Raw genomic sequence first — 26,040 nt, forward strand, 5'->3', positions numbered from 1 at the left:
GTGAGGGGAGCCGGGAGAGCGGGCGGACGGGGCGTCAGACCCGGATGATCTGCGGCCCCAGCAGCGAGTAGCGATTGGCCTCGGTCAGCGGGAGCCCGGTGTCCGTCACGATCGTCTCGAAGTCCGACACATCGGCGAACCGGCAGAAGCTGACGGCCCCGAACTTGTTGTGCACCCCGGAGAACACCTTCCGCCGCGACACCTGGACCACCCGCGCCTTGACCTCGCTGACCGCGGGATCGGGCGTGGTGAGCCCGTACTTGCGGGAGATGCCGTTGGCGCCGATGAACGCCAGGTCGATGACGAAGCCCGAGAGCATATGGGTGGCCCAGTGGTCGACGGTGGCCATGGTGCCGCCGCGGACCCGGCCGCCCAGCAGCAGCACGGTGGTGTTCTCGCGGGTGGCCAGGCCGCTCGCGGCCGCCAGCGAGGCGGTGATCACGGTGAGCGGACGGTCCCGGGGCAGGGCCTCCGCGATCAGCTGCGGGGTGAAGCCCTCGTCGATGAAGACGGTCTCGGCGTCGCCGAGCAGATCGGCCGCGGCCGCGGCGATCCGTGACTTCTCCGGGACGTGCATGGTGGTGCGGAAGGCCAGGGTGGTCTCGAACCCGGCGCTCTCCACGGGGTACGCGCCACCATGGGTGCGCCGCACCAGCCCGTGGTCCTCGAGCACCCGCAGATCGCGTCGCACCGTCTCCTTGGAGACGCCGAGGTCCGCGGCGAGCTTGCCGACATCGACCGACCCCGCACGCCGGGCCGCGTCGAGGATTTCCCGACGGCGTTCGTCCGCGTCCACACCGCACCTCCTGCCTGCCACTGTTGACTTGCGTGGCAGTTTTACAAACAGGCAACAGGGTGGCCAGGGCTGTCGCGACGCGGATCGTGCCCGGATGTGCCCGTTGTACGACCGTTGTCTTACCTGGTCGGCGGCGGTGCGGGGAGGAGCGGTGGCGCGGTGGGGTGACCGATTACGCGCCCGCCGGGCCCGTTCGCCGCCCGTTTCTGCGAAATGGGCACGATCGGCGCCCGGCCGGGCGCGTTCAGAGACTAGGGAAAGCCCGTTCGGGCATGTGCTAGGCCTTGCCTCCCCGGTCTCTGTGACGGTGACATCAGCGGCTGACGCCGCGGGGGCCGCGGCGTCAGGGGGCGCCCCCAGCTACCGCTGGGAGGTACCCCCGCCAGCGGTAGCTGGGGGCGCGTGCGATCGCAAGGCGGAGGGTCGCCCTCGCGGGGGCACCTCCCGGCCGAAGGCTGGGGGCGGGCCTACTCGGGCGGGCCCGACAACGCGGCGCGGGGGCACCGCCCAGCGGTAGCTGGGGGCGCGTGCCAGGCGTCGCGGGCCCGCAGAGACCGGGGAGGCAAGGCCTTAGGGAGTCCGGAGTGCTCCGGAGGCGTCGAGGATGCGGTCCGCCACGTTGACGGAGTCGACGAGCGGGTGCAGGGCGAGGGCGCGGAGGGCCGCGGCGCGGGCGGCGGGGCCGCGCGTGGTCGCCGAGGCGATCGTGGCACGTTCCACGGCCTTGAGCGAGAGCATCAGCCCGAGCTGGTCCGGCGCCACGGCGCCGGCGGCCAGCGGCCGCGCCCCGCCCGCGTCGACCAGGCAGGGGACCTCCACCACGGCGTCCGCGTCCAGGCCGGGGACCGCGGTGCGGTTGCGCACGTTGAGGATCAGCGTGGCGCGCTCGTTGCGGGCGATGGCCCGCATGATGGCCAGGGCGATCCGGTCGTAGCCGCCGCCGTCCAGGTCGCACGAGTCGCGCTCCCAGCCGCCGCTGGCCTCCCGGCTCTCCGCCATGTACGTGGCCTCGCGCTCCATCCGGGTGCGCTCCCACAGCTCCAGCGCCCCGGCCCCAGCGGCCCCCTTGGCCGTTCCCGCCGCCGCGGCCTCGGCGTAGAAGCCAGCCTGCTGGTCGCGGAGGAACTCGCCGCGGGTGGCCGGGGCCTGGCGGATGGAGGTCACCGCCTCCCGGTTGAAGTAGTAGTAGTGCAGATACTCGTTGGGCAGGGCGCCCAGGGCTTGCAGCCACCCCGCGCCGAAGAGCTTGCCCTCCTCGAAGGACTCCAGGGCCGCGCTGTCCGCGAGCAGTTCGGGCAGCCGGTCCCGCCCGTCCACGTTCACCCCGCGCAGCCAGCCGAGGTGGTTGAGGCCCACATAGTCGTAGCCGGCCCGGTCGGGGTCGGCGCCCAGCGCCCGCGCGGCGCGGCGGCACAGCCCGACCGGGGAGTCGCAGATGCCGATCACCCGGTCGCCGAGCACCCGCTGCATGGCCTCGGTGACCATGCCGGCCGGGTTGGTGAAGTTGATGACCCAGGCGTCGGGGGCCACGGCGGCGATCCGCTCGGCGATCTCCAGCGCCACCGGCAGGGTGCGCAGCCCGTAGAGCACCCCGCCGGCGCCGACGGTCTCCTGCCCGAGGACGCCCTCGGCCAGCGGGACGCGCTCGTCGCGCGCCCGGCCCGCCAGGCCGCCGACGCGGATGGCGGAGAAGACGAAGTCGGCCCCGCGCAGCGCGTCGTCGAGGTCGGTGGTGGCCCGTACGGCGGGGGCGGCGGGGCGGCCGGCGGCCTGCTCGGCCAGGACCTTGCCGATCGCGTCGAGCCGGCCGCGGTCGGTGTCGTACAGGACCAGCTCGGTGCAGCGCCCGGCCTCGTCCCCGCTGTCCTCCAACAGGGCCCGGTACACCAGCGGCATCCGGAACCCGCCGCCGCCCAGCACAGTCAGCCTCATACGGTCACTACCTCCACACCGGCCTCGCGGAACACGTCGAGGGTCGCCGGGTCTGATGTCTTGTTGGTGATCAGGGTGTCGATCTGCTGCGGCCCGCAGATCCGGGCGAGCCCGGTGTCGCCGGGGAACTTCCCGGCGGTGGCCAGCAGGACCACCTCGCGGGACGAGGCGAGCATGGCCCGCTTGACGGGCACCTCCACATGCGTGCTGTCCAGCACGCTTCCGTCCGGCAGTACACCGCTGGCGCCGAGGAAGAGGCGGCCGACGTGCAGCTGGCGGATGTTGGACTCGGTGAGGAAGCCCACCACGGACCGGTAGTTGCTGCGCACCTGCCCGCCGAGCAGGATCAGGGTCACCTCCGGGTCGTCGCGCAGCTCGTCGTAGACCGCGAGGTTGCTGGTGACGATGGTGACCGGGCGGCCGCGCAGCAGCTTGGCGAGCTGGAGTGTGGTGGTGCCGATGTCCAGCAGCACCACGTCCCCGTCGGCGATCAGCCGGGCGGCCCGGCGGGCGACGGCCGTCTTGTCGGCCAGGTCGTCGACCGCCACCTCGCTGAAGGGCCGCTCCTCGTCCGGCTGGGGGGTGGCCACCGCGCCCCCGTAGACCCGGGTGAGCCGGCCGGCCCGGCCCAGCTCGGTGAGGTCGCGGCGGGCGGTGGCCTCGCTGACCCCGAGCCGCTTGGCGATCTCCCCGATGGGCAGCACGCCCTCCTCACCGAGGATGCTCAGCAGCTTCTCGTGCCGGGTCTCTCGCAACATGTCGGCAAACGTACTCCACGTGAGCGGGTTTGCGCGAGTGTGACCGACCTCTTGCATTCGCCGCTCGGGCAATGCAAGGTGTCGCTCACGTAGCTGCCATATGAAATGCACGCCGAGCAGCACGACACAGAGCACTGAACAGGAAGGGCGCGCCGGTGAGCACTGCCGGAACCGCAGACTCCATAGACCCGCTGGCCGCCCTGCGCGCCCCCGGAGACCCCGAGCACGACGTCTATCTCACAGGCACCGTGTTCCTCGACATCATCTTCACCGGCCTCGACCACGCCCCGGTGCGCGGCACCGAGTCCTGGGCGCGCGGCATGGGCTCCAGCCCCGGCGGCATCGCCAACATGGCCACCGCCCTCGCCCGCCTCGGCCTGCACACCACCCTCGCCGCGGCCTTCGGCACCGATGTGTACGGCGACTACTGCTGGGAGGCCCTGGCCACCGGCGAGGGCGTCGACCTCACCCCCTCCCGGCGCCTGCCGGGCTGGCACTCGCCGGTCACCGTCTCCATGGCGTACGACGGCGAGCGCACCATGGTCACCCATGAGCACCCGCCCCCGCCGCCCGCCACCCCCAGCGCACCGCCGCCCTCCCGCGCCTGTGTCACGGCCTTCGAGCCGGGGCGGCAGGAGGAGTGGGTGCGCCAGGCGCACGCCCAGGGCAGCCGGATCTTCGCCGACGTGGGCTGGGACGACTCCGGCCGCTGGGACCTGGCCGCGCTGCCCGACCTCGCGTACGCCCACGCCTTTCTGCCCAACGCGGCCGAGGCACAGCGCTACACCCGCACCGACACCCCCGAGCAGGCCGTGCGCGCGCTGGCCGACCTGGTGCCCATCGCGGTGGTCACCAAGGGCGCCCAGGGGGCCGTGGCCATCGACTCGCTCACCGGGGAGAGCGCCGAGGTGCCGGGGCTGCACGTGGCCGCGCTCGACCCGACCGGAGCCGGCGATGTCTTCGTCGCGGGCTTCATGACCGGCACCCTCGCGGGCTGGCCGCTCGCCGACCGGCTCGCCTTCGCCAACCTCACCGCCGCCCTCTCGGTCCAGCACTTCGGGGGCTCGCTGGCCGCCCCCGGCTGGGCGGAGGTGGCCGCGTGGTGGGCGCTGACGGCCCAGACCGCCGGCGACGGCGCGGCCTGCGGCGAACTGGCGCACCGCTACGGGTTCCTGAACGAGCTCATTCCCGCCGGGGTGCGCGAGTGGCCCCGCCTGCGGGCCCAGCCCACCATCGGCTTCCGGGGCGAGTGACGATGCCCGCGGGTCCCCCGATACGTCCGACACGCCTCAAGGAGATGTCCATGGGATTCCCCCGTACCGGCGCGCGCCGCGTACGCCGGAGGGCCGTGACGGCCCTGCTCACCGCCGGGGTGGCGCTGCTGGCCTCGGCCTGTGTGCCGGGCACCGACGGCTCCCAGGCCTACGGCCCGGGCGGCGGCCCCGCCGTCGCCGTGCCGGACCCGGCCAAGGCCGGGAAGGTCACGCTGACGGTCTGGGACCAGGAGATCCGGGGCGGCACCAACGGGGAACTGGAGCAGCTCAACAAGGAGTTCGAGCGCAAGTACCCCAATGTGAAGATCAAGCGGGTGGCGCGCAGCTTCAACGACCTGAAGACCACGCTGAAGCTCGCCGTCTCGGGCAACAACCCGCCCGATGTGATCCAGGCCAACCAGGGCTACCCGGACATGGTGTCCTTCGTCCGGGCCGGGCTGCTCGCCCCGCTCGACAACTACGCCGGGATCTACGCCTGGAACACCCGCTACCCGAACACCCTGCTCAACCTCAACCGGGTCTCCGCCGACGGCACCGACTTCGGCACCGGCCGGCTCTACGGCATATCCCAGACCGGCGAGTACATAGGCATCTACTACAACAAGGACGTGCTGGCGAAGGCCGGTGTCAAGCCGCCGAAGACCTGGAGCGAGTTCACCGCGAGCCTGGCGCGCCTCAAGGACCGCGGCAAGCTGCCCATCCAGTTCGGCAACCTGGACAAGTACCCGGCCATCCACACCTTCGGCGTGCTCCAGGGTCAGCTCGCCGCCACCGAGGTCCGTGACACCGTCCTCGGCCGCGGCACGGGCTTCGACACCGCCGCCACCAAGGACGCGGCGGCCACCCTCGCCGACTGGACCAAGCGCGGCTACCTCCCCAAGGGCGCCAACGGGCTCGGCTACGACGACGCCGCCAAGAAGTTCTCCGCCGGCGACGGCGGCTATCTGGTGACCGGCACCTGGCTGCTGGCCGACCTGAAGAAGGGCATGGGCGACAAGCTCGGCATGATGGTCCCGCCCCCGGCCTCGGCCGGCGGCGCCCCAGTGACCACCGGCGGCCAGGGGCTCGCCTGGTCGATCACCTCCCGCTCCAAGCACCCCGAAGTCGCCGCCGCCTACCTCGACTTCATCACCAACAAGCACGCGGCCGATGTGATGACCGAGCACGGCGTGCTGCCCGCGGTGCCCGGAACGGCCGCCGAGCGGGTGGACCCGGACACCGTGGACGGCCAGATGATCGCCGGGTGGAAGCGGCTCAGCGCGGCCGACGGTCTTGTCCCGTACCTCGACTACTCGACCCCCACCTTCTTCGACACCATCACCGCCGCGCTCCAGGGCGTGATCAGCGGCAAGACCTCGCCCGGGGACTTCGCCGCCACCCTTCAGACGGACTACGGCGCCTTCATGAAGAAACAGCGCGAGCGCCACGCGGCCACCCCCGCCCCGGCGGAGCCGAAATGAAAAAACCTCTTCACTCGCTCAGCGCCGCCGCGTACCGGCGGCGGGCCCCGGGCGAGCCTCGCGCCATCGGCTACCTCTACATCCTGCCCGCCCTCGTCCTGTACGCCGCGTTTCTGCTCTACCCCTTCGGGCAGTCGGTGTGGCTGTCGTTCGTCCACTGGGACGGACTGACCGTCGCCACCCCCGCCGGATTCGACAACTACCGCGACCTGTTCACCGACCCCGAACTGCGTGCCCCCTTCGCACACGCGCTGCTGCTGCTCGTCTTCTACGCGGCCCTGCCGGTGGCCATCGGGCTGCTGCTGGCCGCCGCGATGTCCCGGGCCCGGGTCCGCGGCATGACCTTCTTCCGCACCGTCCTCTTCCTGCCCCAGGTCCTCGCGCTGATCGTGGTCGGCGTCGCCTGGCGCTCGATCCTCGCCCCGGACGGGCTGCTCAACGACACGCTCCGCGCGGTCGGCCTCGGCTCGCTCGCCCGCCCCTGGCTCGGCGACTACGACTGGGCCCTGCCCGCCGTGGGCGTGGTGGGCACCTGGGTCGGCACCGGGCTGTGCATGGTGCTCTTCCTGGCGGGCGCCCAGCGCATCCCGCGCGAGCTGTACGAGGCGGCCCGGATGGACGGCGCCGGGCCGGTGCGGGAGTTCTTCTCCGTCACCCTGCCCGGTCTGCGGCCGCAGATCGCGGTCGCGCTGACCCTGACCATCGTGGCCGGGCTGCGCAACTTCGACCTCATCTACATCACGACCAGCGGCGGCCCCGGAAACTCCACCTCCGTGCCCGCCTACGAGGTCTACCACCGCGCGTTCGAGACCAACCAGGTCGGCTCGGCGGCCGCCGTCGGAGTGGCCCTCACGGTCCTGATCTTCGTCCTGACCGTCACGGTCTCCCGGCTCGTGGAAGGGCGGCGGTCATGACCACGCGCCTCGAACGCAGTGTCACCTACGGCATCCTCGCCCTCTTCTCCGTCATCGCGCTCACCCCGGTCATCGGCATCCTCTCCACCGCCTTCAGCTCACAGGACTCCCTGGACACCGGCTTCTCACTGCCCCAGGGCGGGCTCCACTGGAGCAACTTCGCCGACGCCTGGAACCGCGGCCACTTCGGCACCTACCTCGGCAACTCGGTCCTGGTCACGGCGGTCGTGGTGGCCGCCACCACCGTGCTGGCGGTGCTCGCCGCGTACGCCTTCGGGGTGATGCGCTTCCCCGGCTCCACGGTGCTGTTCTACCTCTTCGTGATCGGCCTGACGCTGCCCCAGGAAGCACTGGTCGTGCCGCTCTACTTCGACCTGCGGTACGCCGAGCTCACCGACACCTACTGGGCCCTGATCCTGCCGCAGACCGCGCAGTCCCTCGCCTTCGGCGTGTTCTGGATGCGGACGTACTTCCGGGGCAGCGCCCGGTCGGTGATCGAGGCGGCCCGGATCGACGGCGCGAACACCTGGACCACGCTGTGGCGGGTCCTGGTCCCCATGGGCCGCCCGGCCATCTCCACCATGGTCGTCATCACCTTCATGTGGACCTGGAACGAGTTCCTGATGGCGCTGGTCATGGTCAGCGACGACGCCCATCGCACGGTCCCGCTCGGCCTGGCCTTCTTCCAGGGGCAGCACAGCTCCGACGCGGCGCTGCTCGCGGCGGCCTCGGTGCTGATCGCGCTGCCGGTGGTGGTCGTCTATGTGGCCCTCCAGCGCCGGTTCATCGAGGGCATGCTCGGCGGCGCGGTCAAGGAGTGAGCGGCGCCGGTCGCGGGGCGGCCGGTCACAGGGCAGGCGTGCGGCTGACCTCGCGGCCGCGCCGCTCCACGGCCCGGGCGAAGACCACGGCGTCGTGGACGGCCGCCCCGCCCGGGTCGTTGTTGAAGTACGCGTAGACATCGCCGCGCTCCGGCCAGGCATCGGCCACCCGGCGCGCCCAGGCGGTCAGCGACTGGTGGCTGTAGCGCGGCGCGGGCCTGGCCAGGCCGTGGTGGAAACGCAGATAGCCCCACCCGGCCGTACGCCACAGCGGGGTCACCGGCTGGGCGGCGGCGTCCGCCCAGCACAACGCGGCGCCGCGGCGCTCCAGCACCTTCCGTACCCCGTCGGACCACCATGAGTCATGGCGGGGCTCGACGGCCACCCGCGTCCCGGAGGGGAAGCAGCCGAGCGCCGCGTCCAGCAGCCCGCTGTCCGCGCGCAGGGTGGGCGGCAGCTGGAGCAGGACGGGGCCCAGCCGGTCCCCGAGGCCCTCGGCGTGCGCCATCAGCCGGGCGACCGGCTCCTCGGGGTCCCGGAGCCGCTTGATGTGGGTCAGATAGCGGCTGGCCTTCAGAGCCATCACAAACCCGTCGGGGGTACGGTCCCGCCAGGCGGCGAACTGCTCGCGGGTGGGCAGCCGGTAGAAGGCGTTGTTGGACTCGACGGTGGCGAACCCCCGCGCGTACTCCTCCAGCCACAGCCGCTGAGGGCAGCCGGACGGATACAGGACGTCGCGCCAGTCCTTGTACTGCCACCCCGAGGTGCCGACGAGGACGGTCATGCTTCGCCCGGGTGCCACGGCGGCCACTGGCCCGGCCGGTCGACCCAGTGGACCTGCCGCGGGTCGTCCAGGTCGATGTCCGGGAACAGCCGCCGCACCCGCGGCTCGAACTCCTCCCGCTCCAGCGGCTCCCAGCCCGGGCCGCGCAGCCACACCCGCCGGTATCTGGTGTCCGCGTCGTACGCGTCCACGAAGACGAGATGGCCGGACTCGCTCGGATCCGTGGCGTTCTCCATGTTTCCAGGGTGGGCCGCGCCGGCCCGCTTCCGCGCGTCGGCGCGGCCGACCGGGTCCCCGCCGGTTTGCGGACGGGGGAATCTTCGGATGGAGTCGTAAGGACGGGGCGGGTTTCCCGGCCCCGGGTCTCCCTGCGCTGGGGGTGAGTCATGATCTTCGTCGACCGCGCGGACGCCGGGCGGCGCCTGGCCGCCAGGCTGCGCCCGCTGAGCGCCGAGGACCCCGTGGTGCTCGGCCTGCCGCGCGGCGGGGTGCCGGTGGCCTTCGAGGTCGCGCGGGAGCTGAAGGCGCCCCTGGACGTGATCATCGTCCGCAAGCTCGGCGTCCCCTTCCACCGCGAGCTGGGCTTCGGCGCCATCGGCGAGGGCGGAGTGCGCGTGGTGCACGACGCGATCGTGCGGATGAGCCGGGCGGGCAAGGAGGAGCTCGCGGAGGTGGAGCGGGACGAGGAGGAGGAGCTGGCGCGCCAGGCGCGGCGGTTCCGGCGCGGCCGGGCGCGGGTCGCGGTCGGCGGCCGGACGGTGATCGTCGTGGACGACGGGATCGCCACCGGCGCCACCGCCCGGGCCGCCTGCCGGGTCGCCCGCGCCCAGGGCGCGGCCCGGGTGGTGCTGGCCGTCCCGGTCGCGCCGCCCGACGCGGCCGAGGCGCTGCGTCAGGACGCGGATGACGTGGTGTGTCTGTCGACCCCACCGGAGTTCTCGGCGGTCGGCGAGTGGTACCAGGACTTCTCGCAGACCAGTGACGCCGAGGTCGTCGACCTGCTCTCCCGGTCGACCGATCTGCCGGGTGGGGCGCATCCTGGTAAATGAAGCAGGAGGTGATGACCGCGATGGAGACGATCGTGGGATGCGACATCGAAATGGAGTTCCGTGAGCTCGGACCTCTCACCGAGGCGGTCGTCCGGCTGAGGATGCACGACGGGACCGAGATCCTGGCTCAGGGTCGCGCGAACCGGAATCCCGACGACCCGGCACAGCCGCGGGTCGGCGAGGAGATCGCGGCGGCGCGGGCGCTGAACAACCTCGCTCACCGGCTGATCTCGAAGGCGGGCGGTGACATCGAGGAGGTCACGCACGCGAAGGCACATCTGGTGATGTAGGGCCGGTCTGCCGCGGCGCCGGGCCGCGGCAGAGCACCCTTCACGACACCTTTCACATCGGATTTCTCAGATCTGGACGCCCTTGGAGCGGAGGTAGGCGAGCGGGTTGACGTCGGAGCCGTAGTCGGGCCCGGTACGTATCTCGAAGTGCACATGCGGCCCGGTCACGTTGCCGGTCGCCCCGGAACGGCCGAGCTGCTGGCCCCCGGACACGGACTGGCCGACGTGGACGGACAGCGCCGACATGTGCGCGTACTGGCTGTACATGCCGTCGGGGTGGCGCAGCACCACCTGGTAGCCGTACGCCCCGCCCCAGCCCGCGGCGACCACCTCGGCCGAGCCCACGGCCCGCACCTGGGTGCCGGTGGCGACGGGGAAGTCGACCCCGGTGTGGTGGCCGCTGGACCAGTTGCTGCCGGAGACGCCGTAGGCGGTTCCGATGCCGTGGCTGGCGACCGGGGTGGTGAAGGACGAGGAGGAGCGCGCCGACGAGCCGGACTTCGCGGCGCGCTCGCGCGCCTTCTGCGCCTGCTCGATCCGCTGCTTGGCCGCCTGCTCGGCCCGCTGCTGCTTGGCCCGGTCCGCCTGCTCGGCGCGCTGCTTGGCTTGATTTGGCTGTTCGGCCCGGGGCCGGCTCTCGGGCGTCTTCGCGGCCGGGGACCCGCTGCCGTCGAGGGTGAGCTTCTGACCGGGGTAGATCAGGTCGGGGTCGCCGCCGATGACGCGGCGGTTGGCCTCGTAGAGCCGCTGCCAGCCGCCGTCCACATCCCGGGCGTCGGCTATCCGGGACAGCGTGTCGCCGCCGACCACGGTGTACGAGGCGGCGGAGCGCCCGGTGGCGGCCGCGCTCTGGTCGACGGCCTTGGTGGTGGCCTTCGGAGCGGCCCGCGGGGCGTCCTTCGGCGTGACCTTCGGTGTGGCCTTCGGGGCCGTCCTGGGAGCGGCCTGGGAGGAGCCGGAGGAGCCCGAGGTGCCGGGGGAGACGTCAGCGGGCTGGCCGCCGCGGGTCAGGCCCGCCTTGACCGAGCAGACCGGCCAGGCGCCGGGCCCCTGGGCGTCGAGCACCTTCTCGGCGATGGCTATCTGCTGGTCCTTGGAGGCCAGGTCGGCCCGGGACGCGTAGGTCGTCCCGCCGAACGCCTCCCAGGTGGACTGGGAGAACTGGAGGCCGCCGTAGTAGCCGTTCCCGGTGTTGATGCTCCAGTTGTCGGTGGACTCGCACTCCGCCACCTTGTCCCAGGTGTCGACGGAGGCGGCGTTCGCCTGGCCGACGCCTATGAGGGGCAGCGCGACCCCGGCGCCGCCCGCGGTGAACGCGAGCGAGGCGCGGGAGACGCGTCGGGGCCGGGGCCGTCGGTGACGTCCGCGTGCAGCCATTGAGCTCATCCTCTCCTGACGCCTGCGAGGTGAGCTGTCGGGTTCGGGCGGGAGCTGCCCGGCCGCGCCTTCCCCGGTGCCCCCCGGCACCGCGGCGCGACTTCACCCCTAGCCGTACCGCCCGATGTCGTGCGGCACGGCGCCTACCTGGTTCCCCCGCTCCTGCCGTGACAGGTCGTCGTGTCACCCCTCCACCACGGCAGGACTCGGCGCTCCGGCGGAGGAGGACCCGCCGCAGCGAATGCGCCGGGTGCGGCACAGTAAACACACCGTTTTGGTCACGACAAGGTCTCGACGGACCTGTGTCCTGAAATCGATCACGCCGCTGATGAAATGTGACCCGGGTCACGGCTTTCCGGATGGGGTGATTGCGGCCCGGAATCCGTAATGCCGAATTGCCGTAATTATGTGATTAATGCTGGGGCCGCGCGGCGGAGTCGCATATCGACCGGAATAAGGGCGCCCATCGAGGGAAGGGGAGTGGGAAGGGGAACGGACGGGGGCTGTCGGGGCACTCGGTGCGGCGGCCGACGAGCCGCCGGAGGCCCGACCCACAGGAGGTTGGCCATGACACAGCCACACGGCGGGGCGCCCGCGAGGCGCCGGCCGCCGGTCTTATCCATATCCGCGCTGGTCGTCGGCGCCCTGGCCGCGGTCACCGCCTGCGGCTCCGATACGACGTCGGGGGCGCCCGCGCCGCCCGGCTCGGCCGGCAAGTCCCACTCGGCCACGGGCACCGCCCGGCCCGGCACCGCTGCGCCCAGCACGGCCCCGCCCGAGGCCGATCCGGCCTCGAAGGCGCCGAGCGCGGCCGAGCCGTCCGTCACCACCGAGGCCGGCTCCGCCGCCCCGCCCGCTGTCCGCCGCATCTGCTCCAAGGATCAGCTGAAACTGTCCACCGGCCGGGCGGATATCGGCGCGGGCAATGTCTATGTCCCCCTGGCCTTCACCAATACCGGCGCGGCCAGTTGCACGCTGACCGGGTATCCCGGCGTTTCGCTCCTCGACGCCCCCGGCGCCGCTATCGGCGACCCCGCCACCCGCCGCGGACCGGGGCGCCCCACGGTCGTCCTGAAACCCGGCGACAGCGCCTACGCGAGTCTGCACACGGTGAACAAAGGCCTGTCCGACAAGCCCTGTTGGCGGACCGCGGCCGAAATTCGGGCCTACCCCCCGGACTCCCACCGCTCCATCAAGGTATCCGCGCGCTCCTTCCGGGTCTGCGGGGGCGTATTCGAGGTCACCGCCGTCGAGCCGGGTTCCCAGCCCTGAACCGGGGCACCACGACGGGGCGCGGACCGCCGCCCCCGCCCCGCGCCCCGCCCGGACGCGCCGGAAATGAATTGGCCGGGAAGCGCGGCCACATGACGCCCTTGGGTGTCCGAAAATCTTGATGGCCGCGACACCCACTGGCCCCTTTCGCCCTTCCGCAATCATTATCGGGTGGGCCACCATGTGAAGAGGCCTCGCCTGAGCCGGCACGGAGCGTCTAGAGGGGAACGATGTCATGGAGCGAGCGGCGACCGGGGTCGAGACGGAGCTGGTGGACCTCTCGGGAACGACGCTCGAAGAACTGGGGGACAGTCAGGAGTTCACCCTCGCGACCCGGCGGTTGCTCGAACTCGTACAGTCCCCGCCGACGCTCGCGACCGCCGCTGATGCCAACCAGGGTTGTTGACGTAGTTCCGGCGGTGGCACACCAGTATTCACTCCATCGAGAAAGGCGGCCATGCCGGCGGACTATTCAGCTGGCCCTCCCTCCCCGCTTCCGGCTCTGCGCCGCACACAGCCGCTCACCGCGTCCCCGATGAGCCGTCACCACCGGCTGTCCACGGCGTGCCTCGACGAGCTGACGCGCGGTGGCGGAGGCGCGGCGGCGATCGCCGAGTTACGGGCGGGCCAACGCAGCCGCCTCATGCTGCTGCTACGCGCGTTGACCGACCTCGCCTCCTCCCATCCCCAGGTGCCAGGGCCGCTGTCCGCGCCGCGTGATGCATGGGAGCTGCTGATACGGGCCGAGCGGCGCAGCCCGTCGAGCGCGGAGCAGTTGCTGCTGCACCCCCAGATCGGCGCATGGCTCAGCCGCTGCCTGCGCAGGCTGCGCGGCGTCGAGGGTGAGACGGCCGATGAGGTCCCGCTATGGCTGGAGACCGGCTATCTGCACACCGTGGCCGCCTCGGCGGCCCTGCTCGCGGGGATCGAGTTCCGGATTGCGGTCGGCGTCAGGGACGGCGGGGTGATGCTTCCCGCGCTGGGCTTCGTCGAACTCGCGGGCTGCGATTCCCCCGTCGCCGAGATCTCCGCCGATGGCGCGGGCGATCGGAGGTTGCGAGCCGATTCGCACACGGTGCTGCTGCCTTCCGACCTCACCCTGGACGCCAAGGGCTGGCACCCCCTGAGACGGCTGCACGGCCGACACCCCGTCCACCCCTGCTCGCCCTACCTGGACGACCTCGACCCCTACCGGGACTTTCTGCGCCCCACTGCTCCCGCGCGGCTGAGCGAACCGGAGGCACGGCGGTGGCAGCAACACTTCGACAGCGCCTGGGCGCTCGTCGCGGGGCAGAGCAATGTGGATCCAGCCGGTGTCGCCGACTGTCTGATCTCCGTCGTGCCCGTGCGCTATCCCGCTCGGGCGGAACCGTTCAGCGCCTCGTCACCCGAGGCCTACGGCTGCGTGCTGCTGAACCCTCCGACCGATCCGGCCACCCTCGCGGCGTCACTGATCCATGAAGCCCAGCACGTCAAACTCAGCGCGCTGCTGGACCTGGTGCCCCTGATGCACGGCGGCATGGAGGAGATCCACTACGCGCCCTGGCGCGCGGATCCCCGCCCATTGCGCGGTCTACTGCATGGTGTGTACGCCTTTCTGGGCGTCACGGCATTCTGGCAGTCCCGCAGGTATGCACCGGACGAGAGCACACAGACCGCGGAATTCGAATTCGCGCTGCGGCGCTCGCAGACCTCGCACGGGCTGCGGACGCTGCGCGCCCATGCGGAGCTCACCGCCCTGGGCGACCGATTCTTGCGGGGGCTCGAAGAGAGACTGGCCGTGTGGCTCACGGAGCCTGTCCCGGAGGTTCCGCTGCGCGCCGCCGAGGACCTCAGCCTCGATCACCAACTGCTCTACCGTCTGCATCATCTGGCGGTGGACCCCAGCCGGACCGGGCAGTGGGCGCGGGCCTGGCGGCTGGGCCAGCCAGCACCGGATACCTTGCCCACGACCGTGCTGCGCGCGTCCCGGACGGCGGTGGTGGCGCGCCCGGCCCTGATCCGGCTGCGCCTGCGCGACCCGGCCGGTTTCGACCAAGTGCGGGAGAAACCGGAGGAGCGTCCCTTCGACGGCATGGACGCCCCGCTGAAGGCCGATCTCGACTGGGCCGCCGGTGACACCGCGGCCGCGCTGGACGGCTACCGTGACCGCCTCGCCGCGTGCCCCGACAACCTCCCGGCGTGGTCGGGGCTCGCCCTGACCCTGCCCGCGAGCCCGGCGAGGGAGGCGCTGCGGGGTTGTCCGGAAGTCGTGCTCGCGGTGCACCGGGCGCTGCGCGATCCGTCCCTCGGCGGCCCCGACCCGGTGACTCTCGCCCACTGGATCGGGACCCGCCGCTGAACGCCGGGGCGGCGCCGCGTCAGAACGTGTACGCCTCCAGGTCGCAGTCCGCGCGGATGCCACGGGCCGCCGCGATGGTGGCCGGGTGCTGGGTGCCCAGCACCCGGCGGAACCGCTCCAGGGCGTCGTTGTGCAGCTCCTCCGCCGACCGGCTCTCGCCCAGGGCGCGCAGGTCCGCTGAGAGATTGACCGCGCAGGCCAGCGTGGTGGGATGGTCCTCGCCCAGCCGCTCCCGGCAGACGGCCAGGCTCTCGGTGTCCAGGCCGTGCGCCTCCTCGTAGTCCGCCAGCGTGTACAGATCGCTGGCCAGGTTGATGGCGCAGACGAGGGCCGAGGGGTGGTCGGACCCCAGCGTCTCCACGAACACCGGCAGCGTCTCCTTGTTGAGCGCCAGCGCCTCCTCGGTCTCGCCGAGCAGCCGCAGCGTGACGGCCAGGTTGGTCGCCGCGCTCGAGGTGTAGGGGTGCCGGGGGCCGAGAATGATCCGCAGGTCTTCCAGGGACTTCATCCCCAGCTCCCGGGCGCCGGCCAGGTCGGCGTTCTGGCGCAGGTCCATCGAGAGGTTCATCTCAGCCGTGGTGATGTCGAGGTTGGGCTCGATATAGCGCAGCCGGTAGCTGTCCAGGGCCTGCCGGGTCAGCTCGATAGCCCCCTCGTGATCGCCCGCCTTGCGACGGGCCACGGCCAGGGTGCGCATCGCGTTGACGAACACGGGCGCGTTCGGCGGCACGCTGCGCAAGGCGCGCGCGAAAGTCTCCTCCTGCATGGCGCGGGCCGCGTGGTACTGGCCGTTGCCGCGGATGTCGCTGGAGAGGTTGGTGGCGAGCAGGATCGCGCTGAGGGAGTCCTCGCCGAGCACGATGGCCGCGGCGTCGCGCGCGGACTCGTGGATCTCCTGAGCGAGTGAGAAGTCGCCCATGGCGCGAAGCGCCAGCCCGTAGTCGTTCGCGGCACCCAGGGTGTACGGGTCCTCGTCACCGAAGACGCGCAGCGCCCTGGTCCACCGGTCCTTCTCCAGCTCTACGGACCGGGCGTAATCCCCCTGGAGTCGGGCGCTGTTGGCGACCGCCCCCATGGTCGCGATGGTGTCCTCGTGGTTCTCGCCCGCCTGCGCATGGGCCCGCAGCAACTCCAGGATCCGGTCGTTGAGCTCCCGAGCCTCCTTGTAGTGGCCGAGCGCAGTCAGGGCGTGGCCGAGGGTCCGGGAGGCCGACAGCGTCTCCAGGCTGTCCTCGCCCAGGGACTGGCGCCAGGACTCCACCACCTGGCTGCCGAACTCGCGGGCGCCCTGGTGGTCGCCCCAGGCGAACAGGAAGCTGATCAGATTGCGCACCATCTGGCGGACCCACTTGTCGTCGCAGTCCAGCGCGCGGGAGGCGCGGACGTGCGACAGCAGATCCGCGTAGCGCGGCCAGTTGACGGGGGCGACGTCGTTGGGGTCGCCGTAGGCGAGCAGCACATGGGCGCTGTGCCGCATGTCCGCCTGCTGCTGCGGGGACATCTGGCCCATCAGCACCGCCTGCACCAGCCGGTGCATCTCGATGGTGTTATTCCGGTGATTGATTTTGATCAGCGCGTAGCGATTGATCTCGCGGATCGCATGACCGAGCTTGATCGGGTCCTGTAGCACTTCGGAGAGCTCGGGGGAGAGGGAGACCCCGCGAACCCCGGAGAACAGGCGTCGCGAGATCGGCTCCGGAGCGAAGAAGGAGCACACCTGGAGCAGTTGCAGCGCCCCGGGGTGGTGCTCGGAGAGCCGCCGCAGCGACATGTTCCAGGCCGCCGCGACCGGCTCGGGGTAGTCGACCGGGACGCCCTGGGCCAGCAACTCGGCGCGCCGGGTGCTGACATCGGCCCGCTCGTCCTCGAAGACGTGCAGATACTCGTCGACCGGCATGCCGGTCTCGGTGAGCCACGCGGCCGCCTGCTCGATCGCCAGCGGCAGATCGCCCAGCGCCTCGGCCACCCGGTCCGCCTGCTCGTCCGGCAGCTCAGGGCCCCGGCGCCGCAGCAGCTCGATGCTCTCCTCCCGGTCGAAGACATCCACCTCGACCGTGCGGGCGGCCCGGGACCACTGGGCGTTGCGGGACGTCACGAGGATCCGGCCGGGGCCGCCGCTGGGGAAGAAGGGCCGTACCGTATCCAGCTCTTCCGCGTTGTCGAAGACCAGGAGCCAGTCGCGGCAGGGGCGGCCGGTGCGCAGCGCCTCCAGAACGCTGGGCACCGCGATGTTGGACTCCTGGCCGACGTGCAGCCCCAGCCGGTCGGCCAGCTGGACCAGTGCCTGCCGGATCTGCTCGGGGCGCTCCGCGGGGATCCACCACACCGCGTCGTAGTCGGAGGCGTGCTGGTGCACGTACTCCAGGGCGATCTGCGACTTGCCCACGCCGCCGAGCCCGTGCAGGGCCTCGGGGAGCACGGCGGCCGTGCCCTCGCTGCTCAGACGCTCGTGCAAGGTGTCGAGCAACGCTTGGCGCCCGGTGAAGTTGTTGTTCCGGGGCGGGACGTTCCCCCAGATGGCCGGGGGATCCCCGGCACGGCGCTCCTCCACGGCGGGCAGGGACCGGGCAGCGGTCACGGGCACAAAACTTCCTCTCGGATGCTCACCCGCGGCGCCCGGCGTGCCGTGCGCCGACGGGGGTGACGATTCGTCCTTCGGGGAGGACGGGTTGGAACGGGAATTTCGGGACATCATCGAATCAGTCACGGCAGCCGCCTCGGGAAACGAACTTCCCCTATTCGGTGGATCTTCAACTGGTTCGCCGCGGCGTTCGCCCGACCGGCCGAGCGCCTGATGCGCCAGCACGCGCGCGTGAAAGGTGCGCGCGCCCTCCAGATAGGGCCCGGAGAGCGCCTTGTAGACCTGCTCCTGGACGCGCATGTAGGGCAGCAGCCGCTCGGTGTCCGGGAGCTCGGGCAGGGTCTGCGAGGGGTGGTTGAGTGCGTCCCGCAGGACGTGCAGGGGCTTCCAGCGGCGGCCGAGCCGGTCCAGGACGCTGCGCAGGATGTACAGCGACTCGTCCCGCATCCCGGCCGACAGCAGGAGTTCCCGCACTCCCTGGTGGAACTCGTAGCCGATCCCGGTCTCGTCCATCGGGTCCGCCGCGCCGACCTTGCGCAGCAGCCCGCCCAGCAGGATCTCGGCGAGGTCGCCGGGGCTGCCCTGCGGCTCGTGCATGCCCTGGACGAACTCCATCACCGGGATGTTCAGCGGCGCGGCCGCCAGCCGGGAGGCCAGTTTGAAGGCGCTCGGCGACGCGGTGGCGCGGAAGCGGAACACCCGCTCCCGGGCGGTGGGTTCCGGCTCGCGCTCCCAGCGCTCGGCCGGTACTCCGGGCAGCAGTGCGAGGGTGTCGCGGCCGCGGGCCGAGGGCCGGGTCACCAGCTGCGCCCAGCGGTGCAGCCACCGCGCCTCGAGCTCCAGTACCGGGACCGGCGGTTCGCCTCCGGGCCAGGGGGCGCCGTCGGGGCGCTGCCAGGTGCCGTTGGGCGCGCCCGGCTCGGGCACGCGCACCCGCACCCGTTCGGGGGTGAGCCCCGTGTGGTGCCAGTGGCCCTGGTTCAGCACATGCAGGACGGCGACGGTGGCCTGCCGGGCCCAGCGGGCCAGAGCGCGCTTGCCGGTCTCGTCCGCCCATGCCGCGCCGATGCCGTCGGTGAGGACCAGCACGGCCCGTTTGCCGCGGGGCGGAATCCCGTCCACCGGTGAGCGCCCGCCGCCCCGCTCGCGGACCGGCCCACTCCGGTCGCCCGCGGGATCCGCGGGGAGGGGGTGGTCGAAGTTGATCCGCTGCACGCTGACCGTACGGAACGCCCCGGTGCGCACCAGGACGGTGACCAGATGGTCGACGGTTCTGCGCCACACCACCATGGAGCTGCTGCGGTCCACCACCAGGACCATGTCCATCCAGCGCTCCCGCACGGGGACGCAACTGGGCAGCCACAGCCCCTCGCGCGCCGCGCGCTCGGCCGTGGCCTCCTCGTCGACCTCGTTCGCGACCGGCGAGGGCGAGGTGCGCCGCAGCGGCCGCAGCGCCCGGGACAGGGCACGCTCGGCGGTTGGCGGGGAGACGGCGGCCAGGCGGGGTGCGGGCGTGACGACATCGGCGGCGACCGCCTGCCCTAGGGGCTCGCCGGACGGCGCCGGCACGCCGACGAGCTCCACCGGACGGGGCGCGGACAGCACCAGCTCGCCCTCGGGCTCCGGAGCCTCGTCCTCGGCGTCCGGGGGTGAGCCCCGCGGCGGGTCCGGGGCGCGGGGCGGCTCCTGCGCGGGAGGTGCGGCCGAAGGCGGGGCGGGGGCGGGGCGGCCGGCCTCGCGGTCGGTCTCCGCCCTGCACACCGTGAGCCATAACGCGTCGGCGATCTGCTGCCAGTCGAGATCCGGCCGACCGCGCTGGGAGGACCTGCCGCCCGGGTCCTGTGTCATTGCGGGCCCGCGACATCCAATCGGTGCCAAACCGCGTGCAGCAGCTCCTCCCACTCGGGACCCGGAACATGGGCCTGAGACGTCACCAGATACACGGCGTTGAGCAGCTGGTCGGCGGCCAGCCCGCCTTCGAGACGGCTGCGTTCGAGGAACATCTGGACGAGTTCCAGGGCGCGCGGGTCGTCGGCCCGCCCCAGGTGCGCGGCCACGATCGCGGCGAGCCGGTCGGCGTCCGGGTCGGGCAGCCGCAGCTGTAGACAGCGGCGCAGAAACGCGGGCGGGAACTCCCGCTCGTCGTTGCTGGTGATGATGACGACCGGGAAGGCGCGGCAGCGCACCCGCCCGGAGGCGATGACGGCGCTGCGGTCCGGGTCGTCGGTGAGCACGCGGACGGCGGGGCGGCGGCTGCGGATGCGCACCAGCTCCGGAATGGCGTATTCGCCGGCCTCGAAGATGTCGAGGAGGTCGTTGGGCAGATCGATATCGCTCTTGTCGAACTCGTCGATGAGCAGGACGCGGGGCAGCCGGTGCGGCAGCATCGCCGTGCCCAGCGGGCCGAGTTGGAGAAAGTCCCCGATGTCCTCCGGCCCAGGGGCATGGTGCTCGGCGTATTCGGCGTCCGCGGCCTGCCCGGCCGCCGCGGCGTGCACCCGGCCGACCGCGTCGTAGTCGTACAGCCCCGACCGCAGCGTGGTGCGGGTGGTGATCGGCCAGCGCAGCACGCGGCCAAGACCCAGCTCTCTGCTGATCCGGTACGCCAGCGTGGACTTGCCCGTCCCCGGGCGGCCCGTCACCAGGAGGGGGCGGCGCAGGATCAGCGCCGCGTTGACGACATCGGCCTCCTCCGGGTCCGACCGCATGCCCAGGGGAGCGGCGCCCAGCCGCCGCGCGGCGTCCTGCTCGTCCTCCGGCGGGGCGGGCGGCTCGGTCGGCGCCTCGCCGTCCTCCGGTGATAACGCCTCGCCGCCGTCGGCGGGGCCCGCGGAGACGCCGTTGAAGGTGCGCCAGGGAGGCGGCGGCGGAAGGATCTCTTCCAGGCTGACGTCGTGCAGCGGGCGGCCGGTGCCCTGATAGATCCACCAGGGGCGGGGGATACTGGACGACGGCGGGCCGAGATGGGAGGCGGGGCCCGGTTCGCCGTTGGCGTGTCCGTTGTGCCGCCTCGTAGGCCCTGCGTCGGTCATCGACCGCCCACCCCTTCGTCCGGCCCCGCCAAGCGCCCGGCCACGCCCACAGGACGGTTCGCGTCGTCCCAAACGATCATGACGTGTTGCCCAAGGTGGTCCTCGCGCTCCGCGGGCGCGATGCCTTGGGCCTCCATCCGCAACTCTTTCACGGCTTCGCGCAACCGTGCCAGGTCCCCGCCCAACTGATGAACGAAATCCGGATTCCTGGGGTGCCGCCGATCCCATACGACGACCGGGACGCCCGCCCGCCACGCCGCCGCGGCCTGGAGGTTTCCCTCCCGGCTCGCGCCCGGCGGCGCGTTCAGCACCAGGGCGGCCACATGCTCGTCGGCGTTGAGCCGGGCCACCAGGGCACTCGGGTCACCGGCGCGCGGACTGTCCGGATCCGGCCCGTCGACGACCAACTGCCGGGACCGCTCCGGCTGCGAGCGGAAGGTATTCCACCGCTTCTTCCAAGAGGGGTACCAGTGCCGGGTCCGGCTGCGCTCCAGGCTCCGTACGACCACCGAGTAGGTCGAGCACAGGGGAGTGGCGAAGTCGCTGTCCAGCTCGTCGCGCCACATGTGCACCGGCAGATGGAGGTCCTCGGCGCTCAGCACGAACTCCAGGTGGATGCAGTGCGCGTCCTCCCACTCCACCACGGCCTCGTGCACCAGGTCCTGCACGGCACGCTCGACCGTGGCGGCCGTGACCTTGCTGACCGGGCCGCGGACCGGATTCCAGTCCGCCGGGTCGTAGTGGTGCCATGAGGAGAGCTCATAGCGGCCGGGCTCGTCCTGCGGCAGCAACTGGATCACCAGATACGCGTCGATCGCCTCGGCGGGCGCGGCATGCCCCACCTGCTGCCGCAGCGACCTCAGCTGCGAGGTCAGCGACAGCTCGCGCGCCTGCTCGTCCGCCCAGCTCCGCAGGCGGTCGGCCAGACCCAGCGGCCAGGCCGAGGCGGCCAGATACTCGACCAGGGCCAGGCCCGGCGGCAGTCCGTCCGGCCTGGCGTTCATCCGGTTCAGGATCTCGAAGGCCTGCCACGGGTCGGTGACCGGAGGCACCTCCGGCAGCGGCCCCGCCGCGCCGCGGCACAGCCCCGCCAGATCGGCCACCTGCAGACCCGCCAGCAGCGGGCGCAGCCGCTCGGTGGCGGCCGCGGACAGTACCGGGCGGGCCGTCATCTGGTGTATGACCGAGTCGAGTTGGCGGATGGCGGTAGCGTCCGACGGTGCCAGGATGGCGAGCGACTCGCGCAGCGCGCGCATGAACCGCTCGTTGTCCAGGCACTCCTTGGCGAGCTCCGCCAGAAAGTAGTCGGTCACCCGATGGCTGCGGACCGGCGGCGCCGTGTCCAGCTCCCTGGCGACCAGCTCCAGACACAGCGCACGCGAGTCCGGGTCGCTCAGCACCCGGAACTCCCGCAAAGCCGTGACGAGATGGTTGACCGATGCCAGGCCACCTTCCCCCGTGGCCACCATGCCATGACCTCCCGCGCCCCCATCACCAGTCCCCGCCGCCGGTGATCTTTGCTGGAGACCTTGCCACAGGCGGACGCCGCCCGGCCCGGGCTCCGGACCACTTGTATGCCCGGAACGCCATACATAACACCCCGTTAGACGCGAGAGTCGCGCCCGTCACACGGCTGTGGCCGGCATATGGCGGGCTGTCAGAGGCAGGGCGCGGCGAGTCGAAGGGGCGCGCCGCTGGGCCAACCTCGGGCTGCCGGCTCCGCCCGTGGCCCGCCGTCGACAGCACACTCCAGGCACGTCGCGGCGCCCCTGGAAACGGCACAGGAGCATTACCGTGGTGCCAGTGCGCTCCGCTGCTTCTCGCCATTCCTCATGCTCGCGCTGCGGGGCGAGGACCGGGTCGTCTTCGCAGGTCGGGGCATCTGGTGGCTAGCCCGCGGGGCTGGGGGCGCGGTCGGTCGGCCCTGCGTCCGGGCTGTGGCCAGACGTCAGCACCATTGGCGCCAGCAGCCCGGCGTGTACACGTGGCGATGACATCCAGCGGCGGTCGGGGAGGTACGAGGCGAGCGCGACCGGGCGGCCGCTGCTTCACCGCCTCGTGATGGCGAACCCGAGCCCGGACACCAGCACCGCGGCAGCTGTGCAGCCGACTCCCAGCGGGCCGGTGAGGGCCGGATGCTGGTAGGTGACATAGACCAGTGCCGTGACGACAACCAGGATCATTGCCAGGGTAAGCAAGAGCAGGTACACCCGTATGTCGTGATTCCGATCATTGCGGTGCTGGTTCGGGTCGTTGGCCATCTGCCTCTCCTTCGAATTCAGGCGTGCGGGAGGCCCCATGCGGAACGGGGCGAAGCGTCGCTATCAACCCGTCGGATCGGGACTTCATGGAATCAGTCACGGCAGCCGCCTCGGGGATCGGACTTCCCCTATTCGGTGGATCTTCAACTGGTTCGCCGGGGCGTCCCGATCGACCGCCCGACCGGGCGAGCGCCTGGTGCGCCAGCACGTGCGCGTGGAAGGTGCGCGCGCCCTCCAGGTAGGGCCCGGAGAGCGCCTTGCAGACCTGCTCCTGGACGCGCATGTAGGGCAGCAGCCGCTCGGTGTCCGGGAGCTCGGGCAGGGTCTGCGACGCCCTGTGGCTCGTGCATGCCCTGGACGAACTCCATCACCGGGATGTTCAGCGGCGCGGCCGCCAGTCGGGAGGCCAGTTTGAAGGCGCTCGGCGACGCGGTGGCGCGGAAGCGGAACACCCGCTCCCGGGCGGTGGGTTCCGGTTCCCGCTCCCAGCGTTCGGCCGGTACTCCCGGCAGCAGTGCGAGGGTGTCGCGGCCGCGGGCCGAGGGCCGGGTCACGAGCTGTGCCCAGCGGTGCAGCCACCGCGCCTCGAGCTCCAGTACCGGGACCGGCGGTTCGCCTCCGGCCCAGGGGGCGCTGTCGGGGCGCTGCCAGGTGCCGTTGGGCGCGCCCGGCTCGGGCACGCGCACCCGAACCCGTTCGGGCGTGAGCCCCGTGTGATACCAGAGACCTTGAGTCAGCACGTGCAGCACAGCGACCGTGGCCTGCCGCGGCGCGGGCAGGACCAGTTCGCCCTCGGACTCCGGCTCCTCGTCCTCGGCGTCCGCGGGCGAACTCCATGGCGGGTCGGGGGCGCGGCGGAGGGCGGGGCGGCCGGTCTCGCGGTCGGCCTCCGCCCTGACGACCGTGAGCCATAACGCGTTGGCGATCTGCTGCCAGTCGAGGTCCGGCCGGCTGTGCTCGGAGGACCTGCTGCCTGGGTCCTGTGTCATGTCGGGCCTGCTGTACCCAGCCGGTGCCAGACGGCGTGCAGTAGCTCCTCCCACTCGGGACCCGGACGATGGGCCTGAGACGTCACCAGATTCACCGCGCTGAGCAGCTGGTCGGCCGCCAGCCAGCCTGAGAGGCGGCTGCGCTCGAGGAACATCTGGATGAGTTCCAAGGCGCGCGGGGCGTCCGCCCGCCCCAGATGAGCTGAATGGGCGGCGGTCGTGTGGTCGCTCGGGTGCCGGATGGATGGCGGACTGCGGTGCCGTAAGCGCCTGCTGTACAAGTGCGAGCACGAGCACGGTTCGATCACGGCGGACCGGGTAGAGCTGCTGGCGTTCGCGGAGTTCCGCGCGAAGCACGGAGACGAGCTGCACGCCCAGGGATTACGACGAGGCTCTCGAATGGCAGTACAAGATCTTGCAGGTCCGGTATGCGTCGGCCCGGTGGCTCGGGACTTGAAAGAGATCCTGCCCGGTGAGCCTGCTTCCCGCCGTGAGTCGTTGATGATGCCGGAAGGGTGGTTGCTGTTGTGTGAGCGGTCGGAGGCTGCGTTTACGTCTGGCCGTGCTTGACAGCTGCTCCCTGATGCTGTCGATCAGGTCAGAAAGAGCCGCAGGGTAACCCGAAAAGGGCGCCGTATGACCGGTTTTTTGCGAGTTCGGTTGGCAGTGTGCCACGTGTGTGGGTGGAGCAGGCGAAGTCCGGGGTGCGACCGGCGCCCCGTGAAGGCCGATAGCAGAGGGGAAGGCGTGGTTCGGCTCGGCTTCGGCGACGCCCGTCGGTCACCGCCCGGCGAGCGCGTCACCTACTCTGGCCCGAGCGGTGCCGGAGAGCGTCTGATGCAGGGCTTCGACCCGTGAACGGACCAGGCCGCCTCGGTACTCCTGCGGCAACTCCTCCCAGACGGCGACGGTCACGTCGGCCGCGCCAAGGGGATCCCCGTCCGCAGACAGACAGGTCGCCTCGTCCATTGTGAGCAGGGCCCGAGCCATCACCGACGATGAGCGTGTAAGTGCGAGCGCTGCGGCCTGTTCTGCGTACGCCTCGCGCGTTCGGCCCATAAGGGTGAACGCCTGCGAGAGGTGTACGTGATGCTTCTGGGCCGGGTAGCCGAACCACGTGTCGGCAGCCTGTGAACCGTCCAATTGCTCGACGATGGAACGAGCGTCGGCTACCGCACGGAGAGCCGCCTGCCGGTCGCCGCTCGCTGCCAGAGCCCGCGCGGTGACCGCGGCGGCCAGTGCCGCGGACGCGGAGGGCTTCCGCCCGGCCTCGGCACGTGCTCGGACGGCAAGTTCGGCCGCTGCTCTTGGGGCGCCGTAGTTGAGCGGGACCATTGCATATCGGGCCAGCGTCCAAGCCAGCATGTGACGGTCTCCCGACCCGCGGGCTGCGTGCTCGGCGGTGGTGAACCAGCCGTGTGAGTCACGCTGGTCACCGCGGTCATGCTGGATGATTGCCACCAGCCCGGTGATACCGGCTGCCGTACGGGCCAGATCCGTCCGCACCGCTGCCGGGTGCGGACGGAGCAGGACATCCCGCAGCAGATCGAGGTCTCCTCGCATCTCCGCAAGGGCGACTGCCGGCGCTCGACCGCGATACCCTCCGCGATGCCGCTCGAATGCTTCGTCAAGGTAGGCCAGGTCGCCGGCGTTGGAGCCGGACAACGCGGCGTTGATCTCTTGCCGTGCCTCCGCGATGCCGGGCAGAGCCACGACACCGGTCGCAGCCACCGCTGCCGCGCCGAGGAAGCGTCGTCGATCCACGTCCATATCCTCCTCCCCACCACTTTCGACCGTATTATTAAAGTACTGGGTTGCCGCGCCGAACGGATCGGACGCACCGCCGTTTTCCGGGGAACACTCCCATGGGCGTGTCGGCAAGCCCAGCTTTCGCCCGGGATGCCGAAGCCGTCGGCAACCCGTTCGATGACCTCTTGTCCCCGGATATCTCTGACGCCCCTGATGATGTCGCTGACGCGCGAACTGGTCATCTTTCCGATGGCTGCTGCCATCGCTGCATGGCTGGAGCCGGTGCGCCGGTTGACGAGGCGGAAGTTTTCCTGGAAGTCGCGGGCGGCGCAGGCGCGTTGCAGGGCCTCGCTGTGTAAG

21 protein-coding genes, 1 pseudogene and 1 riboswitch are annotated in these 26,040 nt (G+C 71.7%); of the genes and pseudogenes, 10 read left to right on the forward strand and 12 right to left on the reverse strand.

All coding sequences use genetic code 11. The annotated features are described in order from the left end of the window. Nucleotides 1-34: 34 nt before the first annotated feature. The 3 genes from ACH4S9_RS38285 to ACH4S9_RS38295 form a co-directional block, all read right to left on the reverse strand. A complete protein-coding gene (locus ACH4S9_RS38285; protein ID WP_311726911.1) occupies nt 35-796 on the reverse strand; it encodes a DeoR/GlpR family DNA-binding transcription regulator in 762 nt (253 codons plus the stop codon). 570 nt (nt 797-1,366) lie between these two features. Then, nucleotides 1,367-2,728 carry a 6-phospho-beta-glucosidase gene (locus ACH4S9_RS38290; protein ID WP_311726910.1) on the reverse strand — a complete coding sequence of 454 codons (1,362 nt, stop codon included), beginning with the start codon at nt 2,726-2,728 and terminating at the stop codon, nt 1,367-1,369. Then, nucleotides 2,725-3,486, reverse strand: coding sequence for a DeoR/GlpR family DNA-binding transcription regulator (locus tag ACH4S9_RS38295; RefSeq protein ID WP_311726909.1), 762 nt, complete (start codon nt 3,484-3,486; stop codon nt 2,725-2,727). Before ACH4S9_RS38295 ends, ACH4S9_RS38290 begins: the two co-directional genes overlap by 4 nt. Before the next feature lie 155 nt (nt 3,487-3,641). Between ACH4S9_RS38295 and ACH4S9_RS38300 the strand changes: the two genes are divergently transcribed. Genes ACH4S9_RS38300 through ACH4S9_RS38315 form a run of 4 tightly spaced genes read left to right on the forward strand, consistent with a single transcriptional unit; the run spans nt 3,642 to nt 7,955 of the window. Then, nucleotides 3,642-4,739 carry a PfkB family carbohydrate kinase gene (locus tag ACH4S9_RS38300; protein ID WP_311726908.1) on the forward strand — a complete coding sequence of 366 codons (1,098 nt, stop codon included), beginning with the start codon at nt 3,642-3,644 and terminating at the stop codon, nt 4,737-4,739. 50 nt (nt 4,740-4,789) lie between these two features. After that, on the forward strand, nt 4,790-6,220 hold the full coding sequence (locus ACH4S9_RS38305; RefSeq protein WP_398376298.1) for an extracellular solute-binding protein: 1,431 nt from the start codon (nt 4,790-4,792) through the stop codon (nt 6,218-6,220). Next, nucleotides 6,217-7,134, forward strand: coding sequence for a sugar ABC transporter permease (locus ACH4S9_RS38310; protein ID WP_311726906.1), 918 nt, complete (start codon nt 6,217-6,219; stop codon nt 7,132-7,134). The genes ACH4S9_RS38305 and ACH4S9_RS38310 overlap by 4 nt, the downstream gene beginning before the upstream one ends. After that, a complete protein-coding gene (locus ACH4S9_RS38315; RefSeq protein ID WP_311726905.1) occupies nt 7,131-7,955 on the forward strand; it encodes a carbohydrate ABC transporter permease in 825 nt (274 codons plus the stop codon). The genes ACH4S9_RS38310 and ACH4S9_RS38315 overlap by 4 nt, the downstream gene beginning before the upstream one ends. Before the next feature lie 25 nt (nt 7,956-7,980). Here the strand turns inward: ACH4S9_RS38315 and ACH4S9_RS38320 are convergent, their stop codons facing one another. Continuing rightward, nucleotides 7,981-8,739, reverse strand: a complete 759-nt coding sequence (locus tag ACH4S9_RS38320; protein ID WP_352130837.1) for a DUF72 domain-containing protein — start codon at nt 8,737-8,739, stop codon at nt 7,981-7,983. Next, on the reverse strand, nt 8,736-8,975 hold the full coding sequence (locus ACH4S9_RS38325) for a hypothetical protein (protein ID WP_352130838.1): 240 nt from the start codon (nt 8,973-8,975) through the stop codon (nt 8,736-8,738). The genes ACH4S9_RS38320 and ACH4S9_RS38325 overlap by 4 nt, the downstream gene beginning before the upstream one ends. A gap of 150 nt (nt 8,976-9,125) precedes the next feature. Between ACH4S9_RS38325 and ACH4S9_RS38330 the strand changes: the two are divergent. Together ACH4S9_RS38330 and ACH4S9_RS38335 are read left to right on the forward strand one after the other, a co-directional pair. Further along, a pseudogene (locus ACH4S9_RS38330) lies at nt 9,126-9,758 on the forward strand (phosphoribosyltransferase); the annotation flags it as partial. 26 nt (nt 9,759-9,784) lie between these two features. Continuing rightward, nucleotides 9,785-10,078: a dsRBD fold-containing protein gene (locus ACH4S9_RS38335; RefSeq protein ID WP_014174730.1), complete on the forward strand. Its 294-nt coding sequence runs from the start codon at nt 9,785-9,787 to the stop codon at nt 10,076-10,078. Nucleotides 10,079-10,144: 66 nt separating this feature from the next. On the opposite strand, the gene ACH4S9_RS38340 is transcribed toward ACH4S9_RS38335, so the two are convergent. Then, nucleotides 10,145-11,455 carry a transglycosylase family protein gene (locus ACH4S9_RS38340; RefSeq protein ID WP_311726902.1) on the reverse strand — a complete coding sequence of 437 codons (1,311 nt, stop codon included), beginning with the start codon at nt 11,453-11,455 and terminating at the stop codon, nt 10,145-10,147. A 5-nt stretch (nt 11,456-11,460) separates the two neighbouring features. After that, nucleotides 11,461-11,643, reverse strand: a riboswitch (cyclic di-AMP (ydaO/yuaA leader). Between the two features lie 379 nt (nt 11,644-12,022). Between ACH4S9_RS38340 and ACH4S9_RS38345 the strand changes: the two genes are divergently transcribed. From ACH4S9_RS38345 to ACH4S9_RS38355, 3 genes are all read left to right on the forward strand, one after another. Next, nucleotides 12,023-12,727: a DUF4232 domain-containing protein gene (locus tag ACH4S9_RS38345; protein WP_311726901.1), complete on the forward strand. Its 705-nt coding sequence runs from the start codon at nt 12,023-12,025 to the stop codon at nt 12,725-12,727. Nucleotides 12,728-12,962: 235 nt separating this feature from the next. Next, the gene (locus ACH4S9_RS38350; protein ID WP_398376303.1) at nt 12,963-13,133 is read left to right on the forward strand and encodes a hypothetical protein; all 171 of its coding nucleotides are present in this window, start codon (nt 12,963-12,965) and stop codon (nt 13,131-13,133) included. A gap of 129 nt (nt 13,134-13,262) precedes the next feature. Beyond that, entirely contained in the window at nt 13,263-15,068 is a 1,806-nt protein-coding gene (locus ACH4S9_RS38355; RefSeq protein WP_398376305.1) for an HEXXH motif domain-containing protein, read from the forward strand. Between the two features lie 19 nt (nt 15,069-15,087). Here ACH4S9_RS38355 and fxsT read toward each other — a convergent pair whose 3' ends face one another. The 6 genes from fxsT to ACH4S9_RS38385 form a co-directional block, all read right to left on the reverse strand. Further along, complete coding sequence (gene fxsT, locus ACH4S9_RS38360) at nt 15,088-19,497, reverse strand: FxSxx-COOH system tetratricopeptide repeat protein (RefSeq protein ID WP_398376307.1); 4,410 nt, start codon at nt 19,495-19,497, stop codon at nt 15,088-15,090. Continuing rightward, nucleotides 19,494-20,681 (reverse strand): AAA family ATPase, encoded by a 1,188-nt coding sequence (locus ACH4S9_RS38365; protein ID WP_398376311.1) that lies wholly within the window; start codon nt 20,679-20,681, stop codon nt 19,494-19,496. Before ACH4S9_RS38365 ends, fxsT begins: the two co-directional genes overlap by 4 nt. Continuing rightward, complete coding sequence (locus tag ACH4S9_RS38370) at nt 20,678-22,150, reverse strand: hypothetical protein (protein WP_358848845.1); 1,473 nt, start codon at nt 22,148-22,150, stop codon at nt 20,678-20,680. The genes ACH4S9_RS38365 and ACH4S9_RS38370 overlap by 4 nt, the downstream gene beginning before the upstream one ends. Nucleotides 22,151-22,729: 579 nt before the next feature. After that, complete coding sequence (locus ACH4S9_RS38375; RefSeq protein WP_385348611.1) at nt 22,730-22,942, reverse strand: hypothetical protein; 213 nt, start codon at nt 22,940-22,942, stop codon at nt 22,730-22,732. 143 nt (nt 22,943-23,085) lie between these two features. Continuing rightward, on the reverse strand, nt 23,086-23,931 hold the full coding sequence (locus ACH4S9_RS38380; RefSeq protein WP_398376312.1) for a hypothetical protein: 846 nt from the start codon (nt 23,929-23,931) through the stop codon (nt 23,086-23,088). A 780-nt stretch (nt 23,932-24,711) separates the two neighbouring features. After that, nucleotides 24,712-25,701: a twin-arginine translocation signal domain-containing protein gene (locus ACH4S9_RS38385; RefSeq protein ID WP_398376313.1), complete on the reverse strand. Its 990-nt coding sequence runs from the start codon at nt 25,699-25,701 to the stop codon at nt 24,712-24,714. Between the two features lie 95 nt (nt 25,702-25,796). Here ACH4S9_RS38385 and ACH4S9_RS38390 point away from each other — a divergent pair, with 95 nt between their 5' ends. Beyond that, the gene (locus ACH4S9_RS38390; RefSeq protein ID WP_398376314.1) at nt 25,797-26,039 is read left to right on the forward strand and encodes a hypothetical protein; all 243 of its coding nucleotides are present in this window, start codon (nt 25,797-25,799) and stop codon (nt 26,037-26,039) included. Nucleotide 26,040: the final 1 nt, after the last annotated feature.

Source organism: Streptomyces sp. NPDC021225 (genome assembly GCF_044332865.1).
In the GTDB taxonomy this organism is placed as follows: domain Bacteria; phylum Actinomycetota; class Actinomycetes; order Streptomycetales; family Streptomycetaceae; genus Streptomyces.

Excerpts from the sequence above, each read along its gene's own strand:
- ACH4S9_RS38340 (WP_311726902.1), bottom strand. The coding sequence starts at position 11,455 with ATGGCTGCACGCGGACGTCACCGACGGCCCCGGCCCCGACGCGTCTCC.
- ACH4S9_RS38335 (WP_014174730.1), top strand. The coding sequence starts at position 9,785 with ATGAAGCAGGAGGTGATGACCGCGATGGAGACGATCGTGGGATGCGAC.
- ACH4S9_RS38315 (WP_311726905.1), top strand. The coding sequence starts at position 7,131 with ATGACCACGCGCCTCGAACGCAGTGTCACCTACGGCATCCTCGCCCTC.
- ACH4S9_RS38385 (WP_398376313.1), bottom strand. The coding sequence starts at position 25,701 with ATGGACGTGGATCGACGACGCTTCCTCGGCGCGGCAGCGGTGGCTGCG.
- ACH4S9_RS38365 (WP_398376311.1), bottom strand. The coding sequence starts at position 20,681 with ATGACCGACGCAGGGCCTACGAGGCGGCACAACGGACACGCCAACGGC.
- ACH4S9_RS38390 (WP_398376314.1), top strand. The coding sequence starts at position 25,797 with ATGGGCGTGTCGGCAAGCCCAGCTTTCGCCCGGGATGCCGAAGCCGTC.
- ACH4S9_RS38325 (WP_352130838.1), bottom strand. The coding sequence starts at position 8,975 with ATGGAGAACGCCACGGATCCGAGCGAGTCCGGCCATCTCGTCTTCGTG.
- ACH4S9_RS38350 (WP_398376303.1), top strand. The coding sequence starts at position 12,963 with ATGGAGCGAGCGGCGACCGGGGTCGAGACGGAGCTGGTGGACCTCTCG.
- ACH4S9_RS38370 (WP_358848845.1), bottom strand. The coding sequence starts at position 22,150 with ATGGTGGCCACGGGGGAAGGTGGCCTGGCATCGGTCAACCATCTCGTC.
- ACH4S9_RS38305 (WP_398376298.1), top strand. The coding sequence starts at position 4,790 with ATGGGATTCCCCCGTACCGGCGCGCGCCGCGTACGCCGGAGGGCCGTG.
- ACH4S9_RS38290 (WP_311726910.1), bottom strand. The coding sequence starts at position 2,728 with ATGAGGCTGACTGTGCTGGGCGGCGGCGGGTTCCGGATGCCGCTGGTG.
- fxsT (WP_398376307.1), bottom strand. The coding sequence starts at position 19,497 with ATGACACAGGACCCGGGCGGCAGGTCCTCCCAGCGCGGTCGGCCGGAT.
- ACH4S9_RS38320 (WP_352130837.1), bottom strand. The coding sequence starts at position 8,739 with ATGACCGTCCTCGTCGGCACCTCGGGGTGGCAGTACAAGGACTGGCGC.
- ACH4S9_RS38295 (WP_311726909.1), bottom strand. The coding sequence starts at position 3,486 with ATGTTGCGAGAGACCCGGCACGAGAAGCTGCTGAGCATCCTCGGTGAG.
- ACH4S9_RS38310 (WP_311726906.1), top strand. The coding sequence starts at position 6,217 with ATGAAAAAACCTCTTCACTCGCTCAGCGCCGCCGCGTACCGGCGGCGG.
- ACH4S9_RS38380 (WP_398376312.1), bottom strand. The coding sequence starts at position 23,931 with ATGACACAGGACCCAGGCAGCAGGTCCTCCGAGCACAGCCGGCCGGAC.
- ACH4S9_RS38375 (WP_385348611.1), bottom strand. The coding sequence starts at position 22,942 with ATGGCCAACGACCCGAACCAGCACCGCAATGATCGGAATCACGACATA.
- ACH4S9_RS38345 (WP_311726901.1), top strand. The coding sequence starts at position 12,023 with ATGACACAGCCACACGGCGGGGCGCCCGCGAGGCGCCGGCCGCCGGTC.
- ACH4S9_RS38355 (WP_398376305.1), top strand. The coding sequence starts at position 13,263 with ATGAGCCGTCACCACCGGCTGTCCACGGCGTGCCTCGACGAGCTGACG.